This is a genomic window from Shewanella sp. Isolate8 (genome assembly GCF_022398495.1).
GTDB classification, from domain to species: Bacteria; Pseudomonadota; Gammaproteobacteria; order Enterobacterales; family Shewanellaceae; genus Shewanella; species Shewanella aquimarina.
The window spans coordinates 32,056-55,912 of record NZ_JAKEVI010000006.1; the positions used below are offsets into that span (position 1 = coordinate 32,056).

Annotated in this window: 17 protein-coding genes; 7 read left to right on the forward strand and 10 right to left on the reverse strand. The window is 56.0% G+C overall.

Annotated elements, in window-relative coordinates:
• Positions 1-370: 370 nt before the first annotated feature.
• Entirely contained in the window at positions 371-1,435 is a 1,065-nt protein-coding gene (gene hemE / locus L1D43_RS18820; protein WP_144202521.1) for a uroporphyrinogen decarboxylase, read from the forward strand.
• A 245-nt stretch (positions 1,436-1,680) separates the two neighbouring features.
• Here hemE and L1D43_RS18825 read toward each other — a convergent pair whose 3' ends face one another.
• The 4 genes from L1D43_RS18825 to L1D43_RS18840 all read right to left on the reverse strand — a co-directional run bounded on the left by L1D43_RS18825 (position 1,681) and on the right by L1D43_RS18840 (position 5,418).
• Positions 1,681-3,150 (reverse strand): HAMP domain-containing sensor histidine kinase, encoded by a 1,470-nt coding sequence (locus tag L1D43_RS18825; RefSeq protein ID WP_239853994.1) that lies wholly within the window; start codon positions 3,148-3,150, stop codon positions 1,681-1,683.
• Positions 3,151-3,152: 2 nt separating this feature from the next.
• Positions 3,153-3,881: a response regulator transcription factor gene (locus tag L1D43_RS18830; RefSeq protein ID WP_239853996.1), complete on the reverse strand. Its 729-nt coding sequence runs from the start codon at positions 3,879-3,881 to the stop codon at positions 3,153-3,155.
• A 97-nt stretch (positions 3,882-3,978) separates the two neighbouring features.
• The gene (locus tag L1D43_RS18835) at positions 3,979-4,707 is read right to left on the reverse strand and encodes a spondin domain-containing protein (protein ID WP_239853998.1); all 729 of its coding nucleotides are present in this window, start codon (positions 4,705-4,707) and stop codon (positions 3,979-3,981) included.
• Between the two features lie 9 nt (positions 4,708-4,716).
• Positions 4,717-5,418: a spondin domain-containing protein gene (locus tag L1D43_RS18840; RefSeq protein WP_239854000.1), complete on the reverse strand. Its 702-nt coding sequence runs from the start codon at positions 5,416-5,418 to the stop codon at positions 4,717-4,719.
• Between the two features lie 320 nt (positions 5,419-5,738).
• On the opposite strand from L1D43_RS18840, the gene L1D43_RS18845 reads away from it, so the two are divergent.
• On the forward strand, positions 5,739-8,312 hold the full coding sequence (locus tag L1D43_RS18845; protein WP_239854002.1) for an EAL domain-containing protein: 2,574 nt from the start codon (positions 5,739-5,741) through the stop codon (positions 8,310-8,312).
• Between the two features lie 102 nt (positions 8,313-8,414).
• Positions 8,415-9,221: an SDR family oxidoreductase gene (locus L1D43_RS18850; protein ID WP_239854003.1), complete on the forward strand. Its 807-nt coding sequence runs from the start codon at positions 8,415-8,417 to the stop codon at positions 9,219-9,221.
• 111 nt (positions 9,222-9,332) lie between these two features.
• On the opposite strand, the gene L1D43_RS18855 is transcribed toward L1D43_RS18850, so the two are convergent.
• From L1D43_RS18855 to purH, 3 genes are all read right to left on the reverse strand, one after another.
• The gene (locus L1D43_RS18855) at positions 9,333-12,335 is read right to left on the reverse strand and encodes a hypothetical protein (protein WP_239854006.1); all 3,003 of its coding nucleotides are present in this window, start codon (positions 12,333-12,335) and stop codon (positions 9,333-9,335) included.
• Between the two features lie 288 nt (positions 12,336-12,623).
• Positions 12,624-13,925 carry a phosphoribosylamine--glycine ligase gene (purD, locus tag L1D43_RS18860; protein ID WP_239854007.1) on the reverse strand — a complete coding sequence of 434 codons (1,302 nt, stop codon included), beginning with the start codon at positions 13,923-13,925 and terminating at the stop codon, positions 12,624-12,626.
• Between the two features lie 51 nt (positions 13,926-13,976).
• Positions 13,977-15,590 (reverse strand): bifunctional phosphoribosylaminoimidazolecarboxamide formyltransferase/IMP cyclohydrolase, encoded by a 1,614-nt coding sequence (gene purH, locus L1D43_RS18865; RefSeq protein WP_239854008.1) that lies wholly within the window; start codon positions 15,588-15,590, stop codon positions 13,977-13,979.
• 300 nt (positions 15,591-15,890) lie between these two features.
• On the opposite strand from purH, the gene zntR reads away from it, so the two are divergent.
• Both zntR and L1D43_RS18875 read left to right on the forward strand, forming a co-directional pair.
• Entirely contained in the window at positions 15,891-16,367 is a 477-nt protein-coding gene (gene zntR, locus L1D43_RS18870; protein ID WP_239854009.1) for a Zn(2+)-responsive transcriptional regulator, read from the forward strand.
• Between the two features lie 3 nt (positions 16,368-16,370).
• Entirely contained in the window at positions 16,371-17,795 is a 1,425-nt protein-coding gene (locus tag L1D43_RS18875) for an SO_0444 family Cu/Zn efflux transporter (protein WP_239854010.1), read from the forward strand.
• 75 nt (positions 17,796-17,870) lie between these two features.
• On the opposite strand, the gene L1D43_RS18880 is transcribed toward L1D43_RS18875, so the two are convergent.
• From L1D43_RS18880 to L1D43_RS18890, 3 genes are all read right to left on the reverse strand, one after another.
• Positions 17,871-18,905: a DUF4382 domain-containing protein gene (locus tag L1D43_RS18880; RefSeq protein WP_239854011.1), complete on the reverse strand. Its 1,035-nt coding sequence runs from the start codon at positions 18,903-18,905 to the stop codon at positions 17,871-17,873.
• A gap of 339 nt (positions 18,906-19,244) precedes the next feature.
• Positions 19,245-19,970, reverse strand: coding sequence for a YebC/PmpR family DNA-binding transcriptional regulator (locus L1D43_RS18885; RefSeq protein ID WP_239854012.1), 726 nt, complete (start codon positions 19,968-19,970; stop codon positions 19,245-19,247).
• Positions 19,971-20,078: 108 nt separating this feature from the next.
• On the reverse strand, positions 20,079-21,014 hold the full coding sequence (locus L1D43_RS18890) for a LysR family transcriptional regulator (RefSeq protein WP_239854013.1): 936 nt from the start codon (positions 21,012-21,014) through the stop codon (positions 20,079-20,081).
• A 110-nt stretch (positions 21,015-21,124) separates the two neighbouring features.
• On the opposite strand from L1D43_RS18890, the gene L1D43_RS18895 reads away from it, so the two are divergent.
• Positions 21,125-22,201, forward strand: coding sequence for an HlyD family secretion protein (locus tag L1D43_RS18895; RefSeq protein ID WP_239854014.1), 1,077 nt, complete (start codon positions 21,125-21,127; stop codon positions 22,199-22,201).
• Positions 22,198-23,838: a DHA2 family efflux MFS transporter permease subunit gene (locus L1D43_RS18900; RefSeq protein ID WP_239854015.1), complete on the forward strand. Its 1,641-nt coding sequence runs from the start codon at positions 22,198-22,200 to the stop codon at positions 23,836-23,838. Before L1D43_RS18895 ends, L1D43_RS18900 begins: the two co-directional genes overlap by 4 nt.
• Positions 23,839-23,857: the final 19 nt, after the last annotated feature.

Sequence of the window (23,857 nt, forward strand, 5' to 3'; positions counted from 1 at the left end):
CTGCTTGTTTTGTATACAAAATGACGTGGAAGTGGCCGCTGAGAGGGGTAGAAATAAAATGCCCAGCGATAGAAATCTATCGCTGGGCGAGTAAAGTTTTGCGGGCTCGATGCGACGAGCTTCTTGATTGTTCTTGCTAGCGCAGACTTTTTATACCAAAGGCAAAGAGGGGGTGCAACTTTTTTCTAACGAATTGCGGGGTGAGGCGGGCAATTTGCGGCCCAAGCCAAACCCTGAGAGAAGGGATGCGGGGGTAAAAAAATAATCAAGCGGCGTTTGTCACATAAATGTGCTGATGGAGGTTACTTTACTCGCGTAAATGCTAAACTACTGTCCCAGCGAAAATCAATAAGCGTAGGAATAGAGCCTTATGGCAGAACTAAAAAATGATCGTTATTTACGTGCCTTACTAAAACAGCCTGTTGATGTGACTCCTGTGTGGATGATGCGTCAGGCGGGTCGTTACCTTCCTGAATACAAAGCAACCCGTGCACAAGCCGGTGACTTCATGTCTCTGTGCCGCAATGCCGAGTTGGCGTGTGAGGTGACGTTGCAACCGCTTCGTCGTTACGATCTCGATGCTGCGATCTTATTCTCTGATATTTTGACCGTGCCAGATGCCATGGGCCTGGGTCTCTATTTCGAAACCGGTGAGGGTCCTCGTTTCGAGCGTCCAACCGATACCCTTGATGCCATCAAGAAGCTGGCCGTACCGGATCCAGAAGATGAGCTTGGCTATGTGATGAAGGCCGTTAGCACCATTCGCCGCGAGCTGAAAGGCGAAGTGCCGCTGATCGGTTTCTCTGGTTCACCATGGACACTGGCGACCTACATGGTCGAGGGCGGTTCGAGCAAGACCTTCGAAAAGATCAAGAAGATGGCCTACGCCGAACCTGCGGCGCTGCACATGCTGCTAGACAAGCTGGCCGATTCGGTAACCCTGTACCTGAACGCTCAGGTGGCAAATGGTGCTCAGTCGCTGATGATTTTCGACTCATGGGGCGGCGCCCTGTCTCATACCGCTTATCGCGAGTTCTCGCTGCGTTACATGCAGAAGATCGTCGATGGTCTGACGCGTCATGCCGACGGTCGTCAGGTGCCTGTCACCCTGTTCACTAAGGGTGGCGGACTATGGCTAGAGGCGATGGCCGAGACTGGCTGTGATGCACTGGGTCTGGACTGGACCGTGGACATTGCCGATGCGCGTCGCCGCGTGGGTCACAAGGTTGCCCTGCAGGGTAACATGGACCCATCTATGCTTTATGCCTCTCCAGAGCGCATCCACGAAGAAGTGCGTCAGATCCTGGCCGGTTACGGCGAAGGTTCGGGCCATGTATTCAACCTGGGTCATGGTATTCACCAGCATGTGGATCCAGAGCATGCCGGCGCCTTCATCAAGTCAGTTCACGAACTGTCGGCGCAATACCACAAGTAAGCGGCATTAAGCTTGACAGCTAGCCAGTCGGGGCAACTCGACTGGCTATTTTTTTGTCTTAATGGTTAATACCAATCGTAATAAATAATTAATCATTCTAGCTTGTTAAAAAGCTCGATAACTGTATTAGTATTTTTAATTGTAGAATAACTACTTATCTAAAAATCCTGCTTTGTTCTCAAGCGTTTTTCCTGCGCTATTTCTGATCACATATTTACTGTGATTGGTATAAGCTGCCGCTCGTCTTATTGATAGTGGCGCAGTGCGATCATGAACCGGCTACCCCTGTCAACTGTGCTTTGCACCTCGATACGACAACCCAGTTTGGCCAGTAATTGTCTGACGATCGCTAGGCCGACACCTAGCTGTGGCAGCGCGTCGCCTTGGCAATAGTAGAGCTCGGGCTGGGTTTGGCTGGGGGGCTGCTCCAGGGTGGCGATGGCTTGCGCCTGCATGCCGCTGCCCGTGTCTTGTATGACGAGATAAGATCCCGAAGGCAGGGTCTGAGCATAGACGTTTATCTCGCCGCCGGCTGGCGTGTGGCGCAGGGCGTTGTCCAGCAGGTTGTTGAGCACTCGCCCCATCAGCTGGGGATCTGTGTAAAGCATCAACCCCTCGTCCCGACTGATGTTCAGGCTAATTCCGGCCTGTTTGGCTTTGGGGGCGAAGGTCTGGTTGACCTCATCGAGGAGCGCCTGCAGCGGCGTTTTACGCAGGTTCGCCTTTATCTGACCATTCTCCAGCGCCGCCAACTCCAGCATCTGCGCCAGCAGCTGTTGCAGCCTCTGCCCAGAAGCTCTGGCATATTCGAGCAGGCTATCGTCGCGCTCATCGACCGGGCTGATTAGCCAGGTGTCTAGATAGCCTAGCAGCGTGGTGAGCGGTGTCTTGAGATCGTGTGACAGGTGCAGCAGAAACTCCTGCTTAGCCGCCTGTTGCTGAGTCACCAGGCGCTGCTTCTGGGCAACCTCCTGCAGCAGCCGGTTGATCTGGGCGTTAAGCTGGGCCATCTCCTGGCTGCGGCTCGGTGCCAGGGGAAGGGCGAGAGGCTGGTTGATCGGTTTCTGCTCTAGCTCGCCCAGTGCCTGGGTGAGACGCTTGAGTGGCCGCGTCAGGTAGCGCAGCAGCAGTGAAAACAGGATCAGGGTAAACAGCGCCCAGCCGCCCAAGGCGACGCCCCAGCGCTGGGGCAGGTCTTTGGCCTGGATAAGCGACTGCCAACTATCGAAGGCTTCGCCGCCTATGATCACATAAAGGTAGCCGCTGAGGGTGCCATTTGGGCCAATGAGTGGGCTGGCGGAGAAGATCTTCTGCTGGCCATCACTCCTGGGATCTGTGCCCAGGATTGGCAGGGTGTCACCCTTGAGGAAGGAATGTATCTTGGTTGTGTCTACCCTGTGGATCTTGATCTGCTCCTCCTTGGCGTCGAAGGCGATCACCTTACCCTGGGGGTCTAAGGTGTAGATCTCGAAGCTGGGGCCCAGCAGCATGAGATCGTGAAGGGCCTCCTTGAGGGCGGCGTTGGAGGTGATCCCCTGGGACAGCAGGGGATTGATCTCGGCCATGTGGGTCGCCAGCTCTCGATGCAGGGATTGCTGCACCAGGCGTTGGCTGTGTTGCTGGTTCAGGCTAAACCACTGCCAGAAACCGATAAACAGCAGCAGGACACAGGCGCTGGCAAGCAGCAGGATGCGGCCAAACAGGCTATTGACCATGGCTAGTGCGCCGCCGGTGGCGCAAATTTATAGCCCACACCCCACACCGTCTGTACCAGCTCGTTGCTGTTGGGGCAGCAGGCCAGCTTGGCCCTGAGGCGATTGATGTGACTGTTGACCGTGTGTTCATAGCCCGCATAGGAGTAGCCCCATACGGCCTCGAGCAGTTGCATGCGGCTGAATACTTGGCGCGGATGTTGGGCTAGGTAGTAGAGCAAGTCGAACTCCCTGGCGGTGAGGGCCAGCGGTTGGTTGGCGGCGGTGACCTCCCTCGTCTTGCTGTCGATCACTAACTCGTCGAACGTCAGGGCGTACTGGTCGGCGGCCTGCTGGTCGGCGCGTCTGAGGAGCGCCTTTACCCTGGCCCTGAGTTCCAGCACGCTGAAGGGTTTGACCAGATAGTCGTCGGCGCCGGATTCAAGGCCGAGGACAATATCTGACTCGCTGTCCCGGGCGGTGATCATCATGCAGGGCAGGCGCTTGCCCTCCTGGCGCAGCTGTTGGCACAGGGTCAGGCCATCGCCGTCGCTCAGCATGCGATCCAGTAGCAGGAGATCGAAACACTTGCTGCGCAGCTGTTGCCTGGCTTGGTTCAGAGTGCTGACCTGGGTCACCTCATGTTGCAGAGATTCCAGGTTGAGACGGATCAGACGGGCGAGATCGGGCTCATCCTCGACCAGCAAGATGCGTCGCCCTTCACCTAGCGTCCTGTCACCGTTTAACACAGACATAGCAAACTCCCTCTAGTTGGCCTACATCCAGTAGACCCAGCCCAGAGGGAATTTATTTCGTCGATGCTAAATATAGCTTGTCGGTTAGTCTGGTGTATTAGCGGGTGCGCTTAATGGTCACCTTGAGAACAGGGTTGTCAAACCTGTGACTGGCCTGCAGCACAGAGTCACTAAGGCCATCGTTCTGGCTGATCAACCCAGGATGCAGATGCACACGATCTACATCGTCACGGTCGGCATTAAAGCCTTCGCCGCCATCGGCCGGCCCGGGTATTGATCCTTTGATCTCGCTATTGGCCTCGGTGCCGGCATCATAGGCGGGCGTGTAGAAACTCTGGGTCTGTGCCACCGCCATCTGACTCAGATCTATGGCATCCAGGCCGCTGAAGGCGTCGTTGGTGTTGACCAGCATGGTGAGCAAGGAAAGCGATGAGACGTCCGTCTCGACCTGGGTCAGGGTCAGGCTCTCACTCGCGCCGGGAGGGAGTATGCCCGCGCCGCTTACCACCATGTCGACGCCGTCCATCTCGGCGCTATATCCTGACTGATCGCCCCCTTCGGCCAGTTGCTCAAGTGCCAGGCTGGCGGGCTCACCACTTTGCCAGGCGTGATAGCCGTTTGAGGTGGCCAGCAGTGCCAGGGGAGACATAGGTTGGTTGGCGGTGAGGTTTGTCACCGTCAGGGTAAAGCTACGCTCTACGGGCGGTGCCGGCGGCTTTGGCATATTGTTGTCATGGTCGTTGTCTGAGCAGGCACTGAGCAGCAGCCCCACACTCAATGCCACTATCGACAGCGGTAGGCTGCCCTTGAACTCTTGCAGTTTCATCTTGGCCTCCTATTTCACTGTGATGCTGACGTGGGCGACCGGGTTGAGCCAGCGGTGTACTCGGCTGTCGAGATCGCTCATGCCGCCTGCCGGATCTGTATCGCCTAAGACGCCGGGATGGATATGCACCTTGTCGTTGGCGCTGGTGTCGGCCACACCGCTACCATTGCTGCCGCCATCGCCACCCGGCGCAGCGGGGATCCCTGGAGTGCCTGGCATGCCGCCGCCATTGATGATCTCATCGTTTGCCTCTGTTCCGGCGTCATAGGCGTTGAGAGTCAGGCTATAGGTGCCGGGAGTGGTCGGAATTTCCCAGCCATCTAAACCGACGAAGGCGTCGTTGGTGGGGAGTATCATGGCAACCAGAGACAGATGGGTCATAGCCTGAGTGTCTAAGGTGATGCTTTCGACCTTTTGTCCCGGCGCCATCAGGCCGGCCGCCGGATTAGACAGGGTGACACCATTGGCTGCATCGACCATGGCGGCGAGATCGGCGATGTCGCCTCCTTCCGCCATCTTCTGTAGTGCACTCGTGGCAGGCTCGCCCGCCTGGAACAGTTGCATCTGCGCATCGTGGGCGGCAATTAGGACCGGAGTGAAGTGGTTGCCATGGGTGAGGTTGCTGATGCTGATGGTGAGTTCGGCGGCACCGACAGGTGTGGCGACTAAGCCAGCTAATAGTAGGCCGGCGGTGACTTTGCGTAGGGTCATGAGGTTTCTCCTGATGGACATTAAGACTTGTATTTCAAGCATGGCCTCAGGAGATCACTTAAGTATCGCCAAATTATCACAAAAGTTTCACAACTGCTCTCGGGCGGTGAACTGGCTCTCAATTTACGCTTTGATTTACGTCTCAATCGCCAATTCCTGCGCTAAGTCAATGCGGCGGCCGTTCGCCGCAGGCAGGCTATTGGCTAGTTTTGCAACGGGCAGTCGCCAGGCGGTTTAAACCTTAGGACAAATAGGGTATTTTCCTCGCCGATTCGAACATAGCCCTAAAAGCGACCCCGATAGGATGGCTCAGAGACAAGATGCGCATTAGCAAGAAAATTGTGGTTTTTGTGGCCGGCTTCTGCCTGCCCGCCATCATGGCCATCTCCTATGGGTTAAATGCCTGGTATGAGCTTCGCCTGAGCGAACTGCACCAGGACGTGAGTCAGCGTGCGCAGCAGAATATCGCCCACCATCTCGAGGAAGATCTCGCGCAGTTTGAGATGTTGGCCCAGCTCTACGGCGTCCCTATGGCACTCTTGCCCGCCGAGCAGCGCCAGAGCCTGTCGGCGACCTGGCAAGCCATGTCCTTATCTGCCCATGTCAGCCTCTACACAGTGCAAGAGACGGGTATCACGCCCTTTGGTGATCTCAGCCCGGAAACCCAGGCATTGGACCTCGCCTCACTGCGCCGCGAGCTCCTGATGCTCGATGGCGTTCGTACCGGTTTTCTGCTTCAGGGGAAGCAAGGCTTTCTGGCCTGCGTGCTCCCGCTATCCGATAGTCGACGCCTGTTGATGGTCCGTCGGGTTGATAATCAACTGTTCGAATATTATGAGGCCGACTCCTCGATGGCGGGGCTGAGACTGGCGAGCGTGGCGCCGACGCTGCTGGGGCAGCCCTCGCCGCAGCGTGTGACCCTGGAGGTGCCAAGCCTGCTTGGTCAGCACTCCTTGCTGCTGGATATCGAGCTTAAACTGCCTGTCAGTCAGTTAGATAGTGCTCCGGCAACTCTGGTGTACCTTATCGGCGGCATCAGCCTGCTGCTTCTTTTGATGGGCTACCTCTGGCTGCGTCATGGGGTGGTCGATCCCCTCAAGCAGCTATTGCGTCAGCTCTCGCGGGTAGATCCGACGGCGAAGACCTATCAACCGATCCGGGCTAAAGGCACCTCGGAATTTATGGTGATCTCCGAACAGGTCAACAGTTTGCTGGCGCGTATCTTCCAGCAGAAGGAGCGCTCCAAGATCACCCTGGAGGCGATTGCCGAGGCGGTGATCTTGACCGATAGCTGGGCCAAGGTGATCTACCTCAATCCCCAGGCGGAGCGTCTGCTCAAGGTGAAGGCCGAGTCTGCGGTGGGGATGAACCTGGATAAGGTGTTTCGCAGCGAACCCGAGCTAAATCAGTCGCTGTTTGCCTTCATGGCGAGTGGCACGGCGACGCCCCTGCTGAGCAAGGTCAAGTTTACCAGTCATACCCCCAGGCTGATGGAGCGTAGCATAAGTAACCTCAAGGGGCCGAATAACAAGATCATCGGCACTGTGATCGTGCTGCGGGATATCACCCAGGAGGAGCTGCTCAAGCATCAGCTCAGACGCAGGGCCAACTATGATAATGTCACCGGACTGCTCAACCGCTGCGCCTTCGAGGAGCGCCTACAGGCGTTTGCCGAGGATGCCCAGACTCTGGCGATCTGCTATTTCGACCTGGAGCAGTTTAAGCTTATCAACGACTCCTGCGGCCACAACGCCGGCGATGCCATGTTGAAGATGGTATCCAAGGCGATTCAGGCCAGCCTGAGTGGACAGGGTCTGTTGGCCCGATTGGGGGGCGACGAATTTGGTCTGGCGCTGAAAGATCTGGGGGTGGTGGCACTGGCACAGCAGGTGAAACAGATCATCGACGCCGTCGGCAAACAGGTGATGGAGCATCACGGCTGCCATTATCATGTGGGGATCAGTGCCGGAGTGGCACTGGCCAGGGCGCCCTATATCAATCCGCTTGAGCTACTCAAAGATGCCGATATCGCCTGTATCGCCGCCAAGCGCAAGGGCAGCAATCAAGTGCATTTCTATGATGACAAGGACAAGGAGCTCACCTATCAGCGTAACGCCCCCAAATGGGCGGTGCGTATCGCCCAGGCGATCGAACACAACGAGCTGCTGCTTTACTATCAGCCCATCAAGGCCCTCGGGCCTCAGGGTAAGAAGCGTATGGAGGTGTTGCTGCGTATCCAGGAGCCCTGTGGGCGTATCCTGGCCCCGGCGCAGTTTATCGCTGCGGCCGAGCGCTTCAAGCTGATGACAGATGTCGATAAAGAGGTGATACGTAAGACCTTCCTCTGGTTATCCTTGCACGAGGAGCTGTGGGGAGATCACTGTCTGTCGATCAACCTGTCGGCCAACAGCCTGGGGGCCGAGGGCATGGTGGACTATATCATCGCCCAACTGGAGCGTTTCGCCATCCCCAGCCAGTGTATCTGTTTCGAGATCACCGAGACCAGTGCGATTCAGAATCGTAACCGGGCGATGGAGATGCTCAATCAGCTGAAGAAACAGGGCTTCTCCTTCGCCCTGGACGATTTCGGTACCGGCTTTGCGTCATACGGCTATCTGCGGGAGCTGCCGGTGAACTATGTGAAGATCGACGGCTGCTTCATCAAGTCGCTGGCCAGCAATGCCAAGGACTATGCCATCGTCAAATCGATACACGATGTCTGCCGCGTGATGGGCATAGAGACGGTGGCCGAGTTTGTGGAGAATCAGGAGATCATCGACAGGCTAGAGTCGATCGGCATCAACTATGCCCAAGGCTATGCCATAGGTCGCCCCAAGAGCCTAGATCAATACCTCACAGCGCCGCTGGACAATGTGCATCGGCTGATGGCCTAGTCCTATAGCCACCTAGCCTAGCCGCCTGGCCTTAAGGCTTGTGCTTTCGGGCTAAGTGTGTGAATTTGGAGCCTATCCATTTATTCATACCTTAGGTCTTAGATGCAAACTTTAGCCAACAAGGTCGTGATCATCACCGGGGCCTCCGAGGGAATTGGCCGAGCCTTGGCCAAGGCGATGGCGCCCCTGGGTTGTCGCCTGGTGCTCACCGCTCGCAGCCAGGCACGTCTTCATTCCCTGCAACAAGAGCTTTCAAGCATTGCCAGCGTGCCGCCCCTGGTCGTTCCCGCCGATGTGACAGATGCCGATGCCTGCCAAGGCCTCATCGATACCTGTGTGGCTCATTTCGGCCGCTTGGATATCCTGGTCAACAATGCCGGCATGACCATGTGGTCGCGTTTCGAAGACCTCGAAGATCTCGCCATCTTAGAGCGGGTGATGCGAGTCAACTACCTGGCCCCCGCCATGCTGACCCATTATTCCTTGCCATATCTCAAGGCCAGTCGTGGCCAAATCGTGGTGGTGGCCTCGGTGGCGGGATTAACCGGCGTGCCGACTCGCAGTGGTTACAGCGCCTCTAAACATGCGGTGATGGGCTTCTTCGACTCGCTGCGTATCGAGCTGGCCGAGCATGATGTGGCCGTGACCCATATCTGCCCCGATTTCGTGGTGTCTGAGATCCATAAACGGGCGCTGGACGGTAAGGGGAAGCCGCTGGGCAAGAGCCCTATGCAGGAGGCTAAGATCATCACCGCCGAGCAGTGTGCCCAGATGATGTTGCCTGCGATTGTCGGGCGCAAGCGGCTGCTAATCACCTCGCTGCGGGGACGATTAGGTCGTTGGTTTAAGATAGTCGCACCTGGGCTTATCGATAAGATCGCCCGCAAGGCGATCGCCTCAGGACATTGATTAGATTCGCTAAGGACTGTCTTAGCTCCTAATATCTCAGGTAAAAGCAGAAGAGCAATAAAAAAAGCCCAGTCTAAACTGGGCTTTTTTGTGTAAGGAGTAAAGTCGAGCTTATTCCTTGGTGATATCCAGGTTGATCAGCCACCAGGCTCTGGCCTGAACGTCGCCTGCCTCTACCATGTCGCCGCTGCGATATGGCTTGGCAAAATGAGTCACTACGATAGGCTTGAGGGTCTTAAAACGTCCTGGATTAACGAACCAGGCGTTGTAAGGATCCTCGCTATGCATACTGACGCTGACCTCTGAACTGACCGGCTGGCTCAGGCCTGGGCAGGTGTAGCGACTGCTGGAAGCCAGCGGATAGGCGACTCGACTGCCATCACTGCACAGGCTGGTGTTTTGCAGCCTCAGGGTGATAAAGGTGCAGCCCTTGTAATTGTCAGGGTCGGTACACACCTGAGTCAGCATAGTGGTATAGCCGCCACTCAGTTCATCGTCGCCATCCTTACTTACGGCATCGCTGCGCCCGCCGATGGCGGTGAAGTAGGTGACATCGCCTGCGGCAACCTCTGCCGGAGAGACTAGCTGCAGCTCGCTGCCATCGAAGGTCAGGCTGGCTTCTTCGCCAAGGCCTGGCTCGATATCCTTGAGGAACAGCTTGTAGTTCAGGCTGGTGCTCTGATAATTGTTGCCGCCATCGTCGGTGACTATGATGTCGAAGTAGTCGTTATCGCCAGAACGTGGATAGGCATGCAGGGTGAGCTCGCCCGTCGAGGTGAGTTCGGCATACTCGGGAGATACCTGCAGACCGAAGGCATAGGTGAGGTTACCAAAGGCGTTGGTAAACTCTGGCGGTAACACCTTGCGGTCCGGGTAGTAGACCACTGATTGAGTGATCTCATCCAGGCTGAGGCCGGGGTGAGCCGCCTTGGCCACGCTGACGTTAAAGTCGCGCCGGGTGCGCTCGTAGTTACGGCTCTGCTCGATAACCGTGACCTTAGCCGTACCGGCCGCCAGCACCGTCATCTCACCTGTCGTGTCGTTCAGGCTAACCACCTTGCTGGATATCGTATCTGCATAGTAGCTGAGCTGACTGTCGATGCCGCGACCGCTGACACCTGGAGCCTTGAGCTTGGTGCCAGCACTGTATACAGCGCTGATCAACTCGCTTGAGAGTACCAGTTCAGGGTTTTCGCTGCCCTTGTCGATCACCACATTCAGCTCGGCGCTTTGTGGAACATGACCGGCGTCGCCGCTGTCTGTCACTAAATAGGTGACGTTACCCGCGTTTTTGACCGTCAGTGTCTTGTTGGCTAGGTCGACACTGACCACATCACTCTGACCGCTATGTAGCTTCAGACTCAGGCTGCCGATGGCGCCCGTTAGTGGAATGGTTAGCGTCTTATTCGGTGCATATTGGCTGCGCACGGACGATATTTGCAGGCTACCGTTTAGCGGCGCCACGTCGACGAAGAATCGGCTGCTGGCCGGATGATAAAACTCATTGCCCGCATCGGTTGCTGTGATCCAGCCGCGGCCGGCACCCACAATAGTGATAGCCTTGGTATAGGCATCCTGGCTGAAGACGCCGTCGCCACCATTGTCTACCTGGTAGCTTACCTGGCCCTGACTATGGCTAGGTTGAGGGACGAAGGGCGCGTTAGCGGCAAAGTCCACACGGCTATTTTCCACGACGAACAGGTCATTGTCTTGTTTGTCTATGGAGACGGTAAATTGCTGCGTTTGGCTCGTCCACAGCTCGCCGCCATCGTCGGTAACAATCACCTCTACAGTGCCTGGCTTCAATACCTGCATCTGGCCGGTTTTGGTGTCCAGTGTGACTACATCTGTGGCACTGGTGGCGGTTAGGCGGTAGCTTAGGGTGCCCTTGGCACCGGCAACTTGTGGCGACAGCGTCTGATTGGCCTGATATTGGCTGTCGATATTGAGCGCCTGCAGCGAGCTGGCGATCATCGCCTCGACCTTGACCTTGAAGGTGCGAGTCGCACTCAGGTAGTTGTGGTTACCGGCGTCGGTTACCTCAACCTCAGTCTCGCCGACGCCCTGGAAGCTAAACTCACCTTGCTCGGCATCTGTGATGCTGATGACATCCTCGGCCGCGCCCGCCTTGATGGCGTAGTGCAGCTTACCCTGGACACCGGTGACATCGAAGCTAGCCGTCTTCTCGGCATCGAAACGTGTGGTCACATCGCTCGCCTTGAAGGTCAGGTTCTGCGCCTTGTCGATTTGCACGCTAAAGCGCTGAACCGGCACCTGTGTATGGTTGGCCGGCGCAACTTGTTGCACCTCAACCTGGGTCTCACCGGCGCCCAGAATGTTCATCGCCCCTGTGGTGGGATGCACCTGAACCACCTGAGTATCGGCACCAGCAACCAGTTGGTAGTGCACCTCTGTGGTGGGCGTGCCGCTGTAGACGGGCAGTAGCTTACCGCCAAAGATCAGCGGCTTGTTAGTAATCGCCTGATAAGTCGCAAAGGCTGTCTCGGCAGGCGAGATGCTGACCTTAAACTCACGGGTATCGGCCTGGTAGTTCCGACCGCCATCGTCCTTAGCGAGAAGGTTAACGCTGCCACTGCCGATAACGGTGAGTTTGCCCTGGGCATCGATAGATACCACGTCAGTAGACTGATTCTCCGCTAGAGAGAGACTGAGGGTGCCTTTGACACCGCCGATGCTAGGTGAGAGCTTTGCACCTGCGACATAGTCCTGGCTGATGTCGTTAGTCAGTAGCGGTGAGCGAGGGGCCTTATCTATGCTGATGCTAAAATGTTGGCTGGCCGGCTTGGTCTGGCTGTTGCCGCTATCGGTAGCGATCAGTTCTGTGGTGCCGGCATTGAGGATGGTGAGATACTGCTTATCGGCAGAGATCTTGACTACATCGGCTGGGGCGCCGTTAACCAATTGATAGCTGATGCTGCCTAACTTGCCCGTGATGGCTGGGGTGAGGCGCTGATCTGGCGCATAGGTTTGCACCAGTTCCTGAATTTGAATGCCAGGGTGCGCTAGTTTTTCGGCTTGCGGTGCAGGACTGTCCGAGTCGCCTCCGCCACAAGCGGTGAGTAAAAGGGTGAACAACAGGATGAAGTATCTCATTAAGCCTCCAGCTTAAAAAACAGAGGCGGCGAGTATACAGATGTGAATATTCTGCTGCAATATGAGGGTAAAATATTGAATTATGCTAATATTGTGGTTTTAATTGTATGGAAATAATGTATTCAGGCTATTTTTAATACATGATTCGGAATTCGCAGTTAACTTATTGAGCCGTATAAAAAAGCACCTAATACCCTTATGGAGTATAGGTGCTTTTATGCGATTTTATTGCATGAAAACTGAGCGTGATGTAGATCTCAACTTTCCATGAATATCCCTTTATGGGTATTAGGCCTGTTCGTTTTCCCGGGCGATAGCGCGATAGGCGATATCGGTACGGAAATAGACGTCATCCCAGTGGATTTCGTTGACCAACTGATAGGCACTCTGTTGCGCCTGGGTGACGTTTTCACCCAAAGCTGTTGCGCACAGAACGCGGCCGCCATTGGTGACCACATGGCCATCCTTCATGCTGGTGCCAGCATGGAATACCTTGGCATCATCGCTGCCCAGGCTCAGTCCCTCGATCACATCATGCTTGCGATAAGCATCTGGGTAGCCACCTGCGGCCATCACCACGCCTACGGCGGCGCGGCTGTCGAACTCGGCGGTCACCTTGTCCAGCTCGCCACGGGTGGCGGCCAGGCAGAGTTCGACCAGATCTGACTGAAGACGCATCATGATAGGCTGAGTCTCAGGGTCGCCGAAGCGGCAGTTGTATTCCAGTACCTTGGCGCTGCCATCTGGCGCAATCATCAGACCGGCGTAGAGGAAACCTGTGTAGACATTACCTTCAGCAGCCATGCCATCTACGGTTGGACGAATGACGTTTTCAACGGTCCAGTCGTGAACAGCTTGTGTCACCACTGGAGCAGGAGAGTAGGCGCCCATGCCGCCCGTGTTTGGGCCGTTGTCGCCATTGTCTCTGGCCTTATGGTCCTGGCTGCTGGCCATGGCCAGAATGTTTTTGCCATCGACCATGACGATGAAGCTGGCTTCTTCGCCCTTGAGGAACTCCTCGATCACCACGCGGGAACCGGCCTCGCCAAACTTGTTACCGGCCAGCATATCTTCGATAGCCGCATCTGCTTCGGCCTGATCCTGAGCGATGATCACCCCTTTACCCGCCGCCAGGCCGTCGGCCTTGATGACGATAGGGAAGCCAGTGTTGGCGGTGACTTCGGTGACGTAAGCCTTGGCAGGTTCGATCTCGGTGAAGTTCGAGTAGGCCGCCGTCGGAATGTTGTGACGGGCCAGGAAGTCCTTGGTGAACGCCTTAGAAGACTCTAGCTGTGCCGCACCTTGGGTTGGACCGAAGATAGGTAGCTTAGCTTCGTTGAAGGCATCGACCACACCGAGAGACAGCGGCACTTCCGGGCCTACAATCGTCAGCTCGATCGCCTGCTCCTTGGCGAAGCTTACCAGCTCAGAGATGGCTTCGACGGCAATCGAAACGTTCTCAAGCTTAGGCTCTAGCGCTGTGCCGGCGTTGCCTGGCGCCACAAAGACTTTCTCGACCAGGGGTGACTTAGCGGCCTTCCAGGCCAGGGCGTGTTCGCGTCCGCCGCTACCTATTACTAATACGTTCATGCTATATCCTTAAAACGGCGCCCGGGCTTGTGGCCCAGGCGCGAAAGCAAATTAATGACGGAAGTGACGCATGCCGGTGAAGACCATGGCCATGCCATGTTCATCGGCGGCTGCGATGATCTCTTCATCGCGAATCGAACCGCCCGGCTGGATGATGCAGCTGATACCGGCGGCCGCCGCGGCGTCTATGCCATCGCGGAACGGGAAGAAGGCATCGGATGCCATGACAGAACCTACGACTTCCAGATTCTCATCGGCAGCCTTGATACCGGCCACCTTGGCGCTGTAGACGCGGCTCATCTGGCCCGCGCCCACGCCGATTGTCATGCTGTCTTTGGCGTAGACGATGGCGTTAGACTTAACGAACTTGGCCACCTTCCAGCAGAACATAAGATCTTTCATCTCGGCTTCGGTAGGCTGACGCTTGGTCACTACCTTGATGTCGCTCATCTCGACCATGCCTTGGTCTCTGTCTTGGATCAGCAGGCCGCCGTTGACGCGCTTGTAGTCCAGGCTGCGGGTCTTGCTAGCCCATTGACCGCACTCCAACAGACGAACGTTGGCCTTGGCCGCCACCACGTCGCGTGCCGCCTGGCTAACGACTGGCGCGATGATCACCTCGACAAACTGACGTTCGACGATGGCGCTGGCGGTCTCTGCATCCAGCTCACCGTTGAAGGCAATGATGCCGCCGAAAGCTGAGGTTGGGTCGGTCTGGTAGGCGCGGTTGTAGGCCTCGAGCAGATCCTTGCCGATGGCTACGCCACAAGGGTTGGCGTGCTTGACGATAACACAGGCTGGCTCGCTGAACTCTTTGACGCATTCCAGCGCCGCATCGGTATCGGCGATGTTGTTGTAAGACAGTGCCTTACCTTGTAGCTGAGTCGCGCTGGCAACCGAGGCTTCGTCGATGTTGAGGTCTACATAGAAGGCGGCGCTCTGGTGGCTGTTCTCGCCGTAACGCAGATCTTGCTTCTTCACCAGCTGAGTGTTGTAGGTGCGCGGGAATTTAGAGTCCTGGTGGCATTCGTCTTGGCTGTGCGCCGGTACCCCATTCACCGCGTGCGGTGGCACTTGGGTGCCGAAGTAGTTGGCGATCATGCCATCATAGGCAGCAGTGTGTTCGAAGGCGGCGATAGCCAGATCGAAACGCGTCTCCAGCGAGGTGCTGCCCTGGTTGGCCTGCATCTCTGCGATCACGCGATCATAGTCTTTGGCGTTAACGATAATGGTGGTGTCTTTGTGGTTCTTAGCGGTAGAGCGCACCATAGTTGGGCCGCCAATGTCGATGTTTTCTACGGCGTCGGCCAGGGTACAGCCTTCTTTGGCCACAGTTTCGGCAAAGGGGTAGAGGTTAACGGCAACCAGATCGATAGGCTTAATGGCGTTCTGTTCCATCACTATCTCATCGATACCGCGACGGCCGAGGATGCCGCCGTGCACTTTAGGGTGCAGGGTCTTTACACGGCCGTCCATGATCTCAGGATGGCCTGTGTAGTCAGAGACTTCAATGACAGGCACACCGTTGTCTGCTAACAGACGGGCTGTGCCGCCGGTAGATAGCAGTTCAACACCTTGAGCATGCAGGGCTTTTGCAAACTCCAGGATTCCGGTTTTATCAGAAACGCTTAACAGCGCGCGACGAATAGGTCTGGCATTATTCATTTTAGGTACAGGGTCCAGTAGTTATTTTAAGGATCTTTCGGAAAACAGAACAGTTAGTCGCTGCTAACCCCAAGCGTATTGCTTTCCAAAAGCCCCTCAATTTTTTAACTCCCCATCGCGGCGCGCGTATTTTACCGTAAAACTGTGTGCCATGCTGTTTTTTTCTGTGCGATTTCACAATACGCCATGGCGAACAAGCAAGAGATTGCAATTTACGGCAGAATAACCCTTGACCTTAGATTTAACTCTAAGGTTTATACTGGCATTAATGTGATGATGAAAGGCGCTATCGGAGGCAAGATGTATCGTATTGGAGAGTTAGCCAAACAGTGTGAAGTGAAGGCCGATACCCTGCGTTTCTATGAGAAACATGGCTTGTTGTCGCCGTCGATGCGCAGCGAGTCGGGTTATCGACTCTATACCGAGCAGGATGCCGAACGCCTGCGCTTTATCCTGCGAGCCAAGGCGGTGGGCTTTACCCTGTCGGAGATCACCGAGCTGTTATCCATCGACCTCGACAAATCCAATTGGGCCTGCGCCGATGTCAAAGGGATGGTGGATATCAAGCTGGCCAATGTGGAAGAGAAGATTGCCGAGCTGAATCATTTCCGTCTGTCGCTTCAACGGCTATCCGATGCCTGTTGTGGCGGGCCGGAAAGCGCCGAACATTGCTCCATCCTGGAGGCGCTCGAGTCCAACGTCGAGGTGAAGTGTGAAAACCACAGTCATGATCACGGCGAAACCGAATATAAAACCAGTTGTAAGCTAAAGGGTTAACCTATGTTGTTATCTAATTTTATCGATCTTTTTCTCGATTCCGCGCCCTGGCTGCTGCTGGGCCTGGTGCTTGCCGGTATGTTGAAGATGTTTGTGCCTATGACCTGGATGCAGAAGCAGTTGGGCGGTCACGGGGTGAAGACCACTATCAAGGCCGCCGTGTTAGGCGCGCCCCTGCCGCTCTGTTCCTGCGGGGTGATCCCTGCCGCCGTCGGCCTGCGCCGCTCAGGCGCCTCTAAGGCCGCCACCACCTCATTCTTGGTATCCACCCCTGAGACGGGTATCGACTCGGTCAGCGTCTCTTATGTGCTGCTCGGTCCCTTCATGGCGGTGGTGAGACCTATCGCCGCGGTGACCAGCGCCATTGTGGCCGGTCTGCTGGTGGGCCGTGACGATGATAAAGGTCAGATCGAGGAGATGGCTCAGGCGAGTTCGAATCAGCACATGACAGAGAAGGCAACCAAAGCAACGGCAAGCTGCTGCAGCGGTAGCAAGCCTGCCGAGAAGCCAGTCGTAAAACAAGCGACATCCGGTTGCTGTGGCGACAAGCCGAGTGCATCTATGAGCATGACGGCAGATGCCTCGCCCATGATGATGCGCCCTGTGAGCTCAGATTCGGTGGTTAAGCCAGTGGCTTTGGTTAAACCTGAGGCGGTTAAGTCCACGAGCGGTTCATGCTGTGCCAGTAAGGCTGCGCCGGAGCCTGTTAGCTCATGTTGTAGCAGTAAGCAAGAGGTGAAGGTGGCTAGCTCATGCTGCTCGAGTACTAGCACAGACAAGCAGAACACCAGCCAGTCTTCGGGTGAGAGCTGCTGCGAGTCCACCAAAGATGTCGCCAGCGAGCTTAAGGGCACCTCGGTGCTAGCGCGCATGGGTAAGGGCCTGAACTATGCGGCGACTGATCTGGTGCGTGACACTACCGTCTGGCTGCTGATCGGCCTCTTCTTTGCGGCACTGGTGCAGACCTATGTGCCGGGGGATTTCATGGCCAAGTGGGGCGATGGCATCTTGGCTATGCTGGTGATGGTGCTTATCTCTGTGCCCATGTATATCTGCGCCACGGCATCCACGCCTATCGCCGCAGGTCTCCTGCTGGCGGGTGTCTCGCCCGGCGCCGTGCTGGTCTTCATGCTGGCGGGTCCGGCAACGAATATCGCCACCCTGGGGGTAGTGACCAAGGAATTGGGTAAGCGCGCCCTCTATGGTTATCTCGGTGGTGTCTTGGGTGTGGCCCTGATCGCCGGAGTCCTGGTGAATTACCTGGTGGCGACCTTCGGTTTTGAGGTGATGCCTCAGGTGGGTGAGCAGCATAACCTGTTGCCTTCCCTGGTGGTAAATGCCTCGGGCATCATACTGGCAATTTTGATGCTTAAGGTATTGCTGGCCAAGCTGCCGAAAAATTGGTGGCGCCGAGATTGCTGCTCATAACATCGAGTTAGCACATTCTAGTTAATAAAAAAGGCACTCTAATGAGTGCCTTTTTGCTGTCTGTTTAAGTCTAACTTAAGGTGCAGGAGTCACTGCGGCGGCCTCGAAGTCACGCTCAGTCGTTGCACCTTGGGTGACGGTGACGTCTTGCTCATCCACATGGATGAAGAAAGGTGCCTCAACATCATCTGCGCCGTTGGCCACTTCTGGATCATCGTTCTGTGCCAGGCAGGTGTAACCTAGGCTGTAGTTAGCCGCGGCAACGAAGCCAAACTCATACTCATAGCCAGTCACCGTCTCGGTTTCGTCGGTAACAGGGTTAACACGTGCCGAGGCGATAGGTGCTACCTGAGGGTCGACAATGTCGGCTTCCAGGCGGAAATCCAGCATGTTTTCCAGTGTGGTTGTCGTTGGGTAGAGATAGACGGCCGGGCTGAACTCAGAGCCACCGGCGGCGGCTTCACAGTCTGCCATCACACTGGCGTCGATCATGCCGTGAATGGCACCGACTTCGGCGTTGTTGACCAACTGTACCGCTGTAGGCTTAAGGGTCCAGTAGTCCTTGTTGCCGTGAGGCGCCTGTAGCCCCTGAGAGAGGTTAAACTCGGCGACGAAGTTGTTCACGCCTGCCGCGATGGTGAAGGCCTTGTTGAAGAAGAGGCGACCCGTACCAGGTTCTTCGGCGCCAACGCCGCCGCAGCTACCATTGCTGTTGGTGACTAGGCCTGCATCCATGTCATCCATGGTCTTAACATAAGAGCTGTTGGTGTCAGCCACTTCGCTGTTCTGCATATAGATACACATCTGGTATTCACCGACCGGGATAGACTGGCCGCTAACCAAAGTTTCGACTTCTTGACCCTGTACCGTCAGTAGATCAACGTGTTTCAGCTCACCGTCTTCGGATACGTCGAATGACAGAGACTCGCCGTTACCCTTAAGCACTACTTGTTTGAAGGCGATATTCACCACTTTGGCATCGGCTGGGTTATCCGAAACACCTAGGCTGAAAACACCTGTCTCTGGTGTTTCTGGCGCATCATCGCTGCCACCACAGGCGGCAAGCAGGCTGGTGAGTGTGATGGCGATAATCGATTTTGAATACTTCATAGGTTACCCGTTCGTCATGTTGGTTTATCAAGTATGCCCGGCCCGCCATCCCGGAGAGTAGATGGTGAGCCAGGCAGCTTGATGGGGTTATTTATTTTAATCAGTGCAGCTATAAGGATAGGTGAACAGACGCCTAAGTCCACCGAAAGTTATACAAAAGAGGCAAGTATTAATAAAGTTTAATAGGTCTGGCAGTGAGTACTCACTCTTTGCGCCAAGCCCTTGGCACAAGTCAAAAAAATAACAATGGATAGGAATAAAAAAGCGATTCGTGCGCAAGTGCTACGAATCGCTTTTATAACAGAACAAGCTAATAGCGTTAGCCTGTTAAACTTTTATTTATGCCTTGATATCGGCGTTGTGGTAGACGTTTTGTACGTCGTCACAGTCTTCCAGGGCGGCCTGGAATTTCTCGAACTGGGCGATCACTTCAGGGTCGCTGATCTCTGTCATGGTCTGAGGCACGAAGGCGATCTCTTCTACTTCCAGCTCTGTCTCTGGGAAGGCTTCGTTGAGGGCCGTCTTCGCCTTGTAGAACTCTGTATTTGGAGCAAATACGCTGATGATGCCATCTTCTACTTCGATGTCGGCGACGTCGACGTCGGCCATCATCAGGGCCTCAAGTACGGCCTCTTCATCTTCGCCCTTGAAGGCAAATACCGCTTGATGATCGAACATATGGCCAACAGTGCCAGGGCTGCCCAGCTTGGCATCGTTTTTCACGAACGCCTGACGCACCTCGGTAAAGGTACGCTTACCGTTGTCGGTCAGACAGTCGACGATTACCATGGTGCCGCCGGGACCAAAGCCTTCGTAACGCGCGGTTTCATAGTCTTCACCGCCGCCACCCTTGGCTTTCTCCAGGGCGCGTTCGATGACATGAGCAGGAACCTGATCTTTCTTAGCCTTGGTGATCATATGGCGCAGTGCCAGGTTGCCGTCAGGATCGAAGCCACCGTTCTTTGCGCAAACATAGAGTTCTTTGCCGTAACGAGAGTAGAGTCTCGTCTTCTGCCCAGCCGTTTTGGCCATAGATTCTTTGCGGTTCTGGTATGCTCTTCCCATCTTGCGATATCTCTTTAAGCGAAAAAAATTGGCCCAATGTTAGCAGCTTTGTCGACGATTTTGCAGACTCCGCTGCTTATTTTGTCAAAACTGTGGCGCGGCAACTCCCTAACGCTGGGGCGGGGTGATGAAATCTGGGATCTCCAGTATCTCGCCGGGCCTGCGGTCGAACAGCGACAGATAGATATACTCGATGAAGGCGCGGTACTTGCGAGGCAGGTAGGCCCTATGGGGAAAGCTCAGGGTAATGGCGGTCTGCGCCATGGGGAAGTCGGTCAACAGTGGGATCAATAGCCCTTCCTCTATGGCCGCCTGTGCTACCAGGGTCGGCGCCGTGGCGACTCCCAGTCCTTCGATGGCTGCCTCGCGCGCCAGGGTGACATTGTTAACGGTTAGCTGGGCCTCGGGCTCTATGGTGACCCAATGCTGGCCATCGAACAGGGTCCAGCCGCCGTCGATATGGGTCGACTTGAGGCGAATCGCTTTGTGGCTTATCAGATCTTGCGGTGTGGCAGGTACGCCATAGCGCGCCAGGTAGCTTGGACTGGCCACCAAGGATTTGTCCGTGTTGAGTATCCGGTAGGATTGCAGCCGAGAGTCGTGTACATCTGAGATCTGAAACAGTATATCTATTCCTTCCTCTATCATATCGACCTTACGGTTGGTCAGTTCCGCGTCTAGGGTCATTTCGGGATGCGCTTCGAGGAAGCGGGCGAAGATACGGCCGAAGAACAGCTGTCCCAGCTCTATGGGGCAGACTATCTTCAGGTTGCCCTTGATGGTCTCTTGGCTGGCGCTGAGTTGATCTTCCGCGCTCTGCAGATCCATCAGGATTCTCTGTATCTTGTTGTAATAGATGCTTCCCGCCTCGGTGAGCTTGAGGGCGCGGGTGGTGCGGTACAAGAGCTGCACCCCGGTATCAGTCTCCAGCTCGGCGATCTTACGGCTCACCGTCGCCTTGGTGAGTCCCATCGCCTTGGCTGCGGCGGTGAAGCTGCCTTTGTCCACCACCTGGGCGAACATCTGAATACGATTCAAATCCATCTATTGTTACACCTGTGAAACAGTTGGTAATTTTTTAACTGTCTAATAAACATTATAAGACAGTAGTAAACTATCAAATTCTAATCAAGGTGTTTATTCGTGGGGGTTGGATGTCAAAACGTCGCCAATTTATCGTGCTGCCGCTGCTGTTGCTTGCAGCGGTGGTTGCCGGCTACTACTGGTGGAGTCAGGTGAGGTTCATCGAATCGACCGACAACGCCTATGTCGAGGCCGATATCTCTAATATCAGTGTTAAGGTGCCGGGTTATGTGGTGACCGCTAAGGTGACAGATAACCAGCATGTGGAGCAGGGGCAGTTGCTGGCCGAGCTGGAGTCGAACCAATACCGTGCCAAGGTGAGCCAGAGTCAGGCGAGCCTGCAGAGTCGTCAGGCAGAGCTGCAGACCCTGTCGGCCAAGGTGACGCTGCAACAGGCGATCATACGTCAGGCGGCCGCCGGGGTAGCCAGCGCCGAGGCGGAGAAGATCCGTGCCGAGCAGCAGCTAAAGCGTACCACCAAGTTAAGACACAGAGACTACAGCTCACAAGATGAGGTGGATCAGGCGACGGCGGCCTTCGATTCGGCCGTGGGCCATCTGGATGAGGCCAAGGCGGCCCTGGTGGCCAAACAGGCGGAGCTGGCGGTGCTTAACGCCCAGCTGAACCAGAGTCAGTCCCAGGTGGCGCAGGCCAAGGCGGGTCTGGAGCTGGCCGAGATCCAGCTTGCCGATACCCAGATCAGAGCCCCCTTCTCTGGGGTGATAGGCAAACGTGGCGCCCTGACCGGCCAATATGTGCAGCCGGGGCAGTCGCTCTACAGTTTGGTGCCGGATGGCGCGGTGTGGATCACCGCCAACTTCAAGGAAACCCAGATCCAGCATATGCAGCCTGGGCAGTTGGTACAGGTTCATCTCGACGCGTTTCCCGACCAGGAGTTTACTGGTGTGATCGATAGCCTGGCACCGGCCTCTGGCGCCAAGTTCAGTCTGTTGCCGGCGGAAAACGCCACCGGCAACTTCACCAAGATAGTGCAGCGCATTCCTGTGCGTATCCGTTTGGCGCTGGATGAGAGCACCAACATAGTGCCCGGTCTTAGTGCCGTGGTGAAGGTGGATACGCGGGGGGCGCCGCAAGACACAGTGATCGCCAGCAATCGTAAGCAGGTTTCGGTTAAGGCCACCCAATGAGCAGCGTGAGCGCCACACAGGCACTTCCGCCTCAGGCCGCCGAGTCTGAGGTTCAAGCAGCCAAGCCTCAGGGAAGTGAGCCTCGTGCCGCTAAGCCACTGGGCTATGAGCGCGGCAGTTTTCGCTCCTGGGTCGCCGTATTCGCCGGCCTGCTTGGTGCCTTCATGGCGATTTTAGATATTCAGATCACTAATGCCTCGATGAAGGAGATCCAGGGCAGTCTGGGGGCGACCCTGGAGGAGGGCTCCTGGATCGCTACCGCCTATCTGGTGGCCGAGATGATTGCCATTCCCTTGTCGGGCTGGTTGAGTCAGGGGCTTTCGGTCAGGCGCTATCTGCTGTGGACCACGGCGGCCTTCATCTTAGCCTCTTTCCTCTGCTCGCTCGCCTGGAACCTGGAGGCGATGATCGCCTTTCGCGCCCTGCAGGGCTTCTTCGGCGGCGCGCTGATCCCCCTGGCCTTTCGGCTGATCTTGGAGCTGCTCCCCGAGGAGAAGCGTGCCACTGGCATGGCGCTGTTTGGCGTGACCGCCACTTTCGCGCCATCTATCGGCCCCACCCTGGGTGGCTGGCTGACCGAGCAGTTTAGCTGGCACTATCTCTTCTATATCAATATTCCGCCTGGACTCCTGGTGATGGCCATGCTCGCCTATGGCCTGAGATCTCGCCCCATCGACTGGGACAAGCTGAAGAACGCCGATTATTCCGGCATAGTCACCATGGCACTGGGCATGGGCTGTCTCGAGGTGGTGCTGGAGGAGGGCAATCGTAAGGACTGGTTTGGTTCGGAGCTGATCCAGCATCTGACCATCATCGCGGTCATCAACATCGCCCTGTTTGTCTTCATTCAGCTACGAAAGTCATCGCCGCTGGTGAATCTAAGGCTACTGGGACAGCGTGACTTTGCCCTGTCGACTCTGGCCTATTTTCTGCTGGGGATGGCGCTGTTTTCGGCCATCTATATGATCCCCCTCTATCTGTCGCAGATCCATGACTATAGTCCGCTGGAGATCGGCGAGGTGATCATGTGGATGGGCTTTCCTCAGCTGTTGGTACTGCCGCTGGTGCCGAGATTGCTGCAGAGATTCGACGGGCGATACCTGGCCGCCTTCGGCTTTAGCATGTTTGCCCTCAGCTACTACATGAACAGCCATATGACGCTGGATTTTGCCGGCGATCAGATGATAGCGGCGCAGATCGTCAGGGCCCTGGGTCAACCCTTTATCCTGGTGCCCATCGGTATCATTGCCACCATGCATATCAGCGCCCAGCAGACGCCATCGGCCTCGACCGTGCTCAATGTTATCCGCAACCTGGGGGGCGCCTTCGGCATCGCACTGGTGGCCACCCTGATCGACAATCAGTCGCGCACCCATCTGGCGGAGATGAAACAGACGGTGACGGCTGTGAGTAGCCAGGCCTATCAATATCTGCAGCAGAGCAGTCAGCTGTTTGTGCAGGCGGGATCGGATCCCGTGACCGCGCAGGCACAGGCCAAGGCCATGCTGGCCAAGACCATGACCCAGCAGGCCTATATTCAGGCATACAACGATGTGTTTCTCATCATCTCTGTGCTACTGATGCTGGCCGTGGTGGCCGTGCTGATGATCCGTAAGCCTAAGCCTGACGCCGCCTAGTGGTTAGCACTTTGCCGCC

Bases quoted from the DNA above. Each gene is read 5' to 3' on its own strand.
- purD (WP_239854007.1), bottom strand. From the start codon at position 13,925: ATGAACGTATTAGTAATAGGTAGCGGCGGACGCGAACACGCCCTGGCC.
- L1D43_RS18875 (WP_239854010.1), top strand. From the start codon at position 16,371: ATGTTGTTATCTAATTTTATCGATCTTTTTCTCGATTCCGCGCCCTGG.
- L1D43_RS18880 (WP_239854011.1), bottom strand. From the start codon at position 18,905: ATGAAGTATTCAAAATCGATTATCGCCATCACACTCACCAGCCTGCTT.
- L1D43_RS18890 (WP_239854013.1), bottom strand. From the start codon at position 21,014: ATGGATTTGAATCGTATTCAGATGTTCGCCCAGGTGGTGGACAAAGGC.
- L1D43_RS18900 (WP_239854015.1), top strand. From the start codon at position 22,198: ATGAGCAGCGTGAGCGCCACACAGGCACTTCCGCCTCAGGCCGCCGAG.
- L1D43_RS18845 (WP_239854002.1), top strand. From the start codon at position 5,739: ATGCGCATTAGCAAGAAAATTGTGGTTTTTGTGGCCGGCTTCTGCCTG.
- L1D43_RS18885 (WP_239854012.1), bottom strand. From the start codon at position 19,970: ATGGGAAGAGCATACCAGAACCGCAAAGAATCTATGGCCAAAACGGCT.
- L1D43_RS18855 (WP_239854006.1), bottom strand. From the start codon at position 12,335: ATGAGATACTTCATCCTGTTGTTCACCCTTTTACTCACCGCTTGTGGC.
- L1D43_RS18840 (WP_239854000.1), bottom strand. From the start codon at position 5,418: ATGACCCTACGCAAAGTCACCGCCGGCCTACTATTAGCTGGCTTAGTC.
- L1D43_RS18830 (WP_239853996.1), bottom strand. From the start codon at position 3,881: ATGTCTGTGTTAAACGGTGACAGGACGCTAGGTGAAGGGCGACGCATC.
- purH (WP_239854008.1), bottom strand. From the start codon at position 15,590: ATGAATAATGCCAGACCTATTCGTCGCGCGCTGTTAAGCGTTTCTGAT.
- zntR (WP_239854009.1), top strand. From the start codon at position 15,891: ATGTATCGTATTGGAGAGTTAGCCAAACAGTGTGAAGTGAAGGCCGAT.
- L1D43_RS18835 (WP_239853998.1), bottom strand. From the start codon at position 4,707: ATGAAACTGCAAGAGTTCAAGGGCAGCCTACCGCTGTCGATAGTGGCA.
- hemE (WP_144202521.1), top strand. From the start codon at position 371: ATGGCAGAACTAAAAAATGATCGTTATTTACGTGCCTTACTAAAACAG.
- L1D43_RS18825 (WP_239853994.1), bottom strand. From the start codon at position 3,150: ATGGTCAATAGCCTGTTTGGCCGCATCCTGCTGCTTGCCAGCGCCTGT.
- L1D43_RS18895 (WP_239854014.1), top strand. From the start codon at position 21,125: ATGTCAAAACGTCGCCAATTTATCGTGCTGCCGCTGCTGTTGCTTGCA.
- L1D43_RS18850 (WP_239854003.1), top strand. From the start codon at position 8,415: ATGCAAACTTTAGCCAACAAGGTCGTGATCATCACCGGGGCCTCCGAG.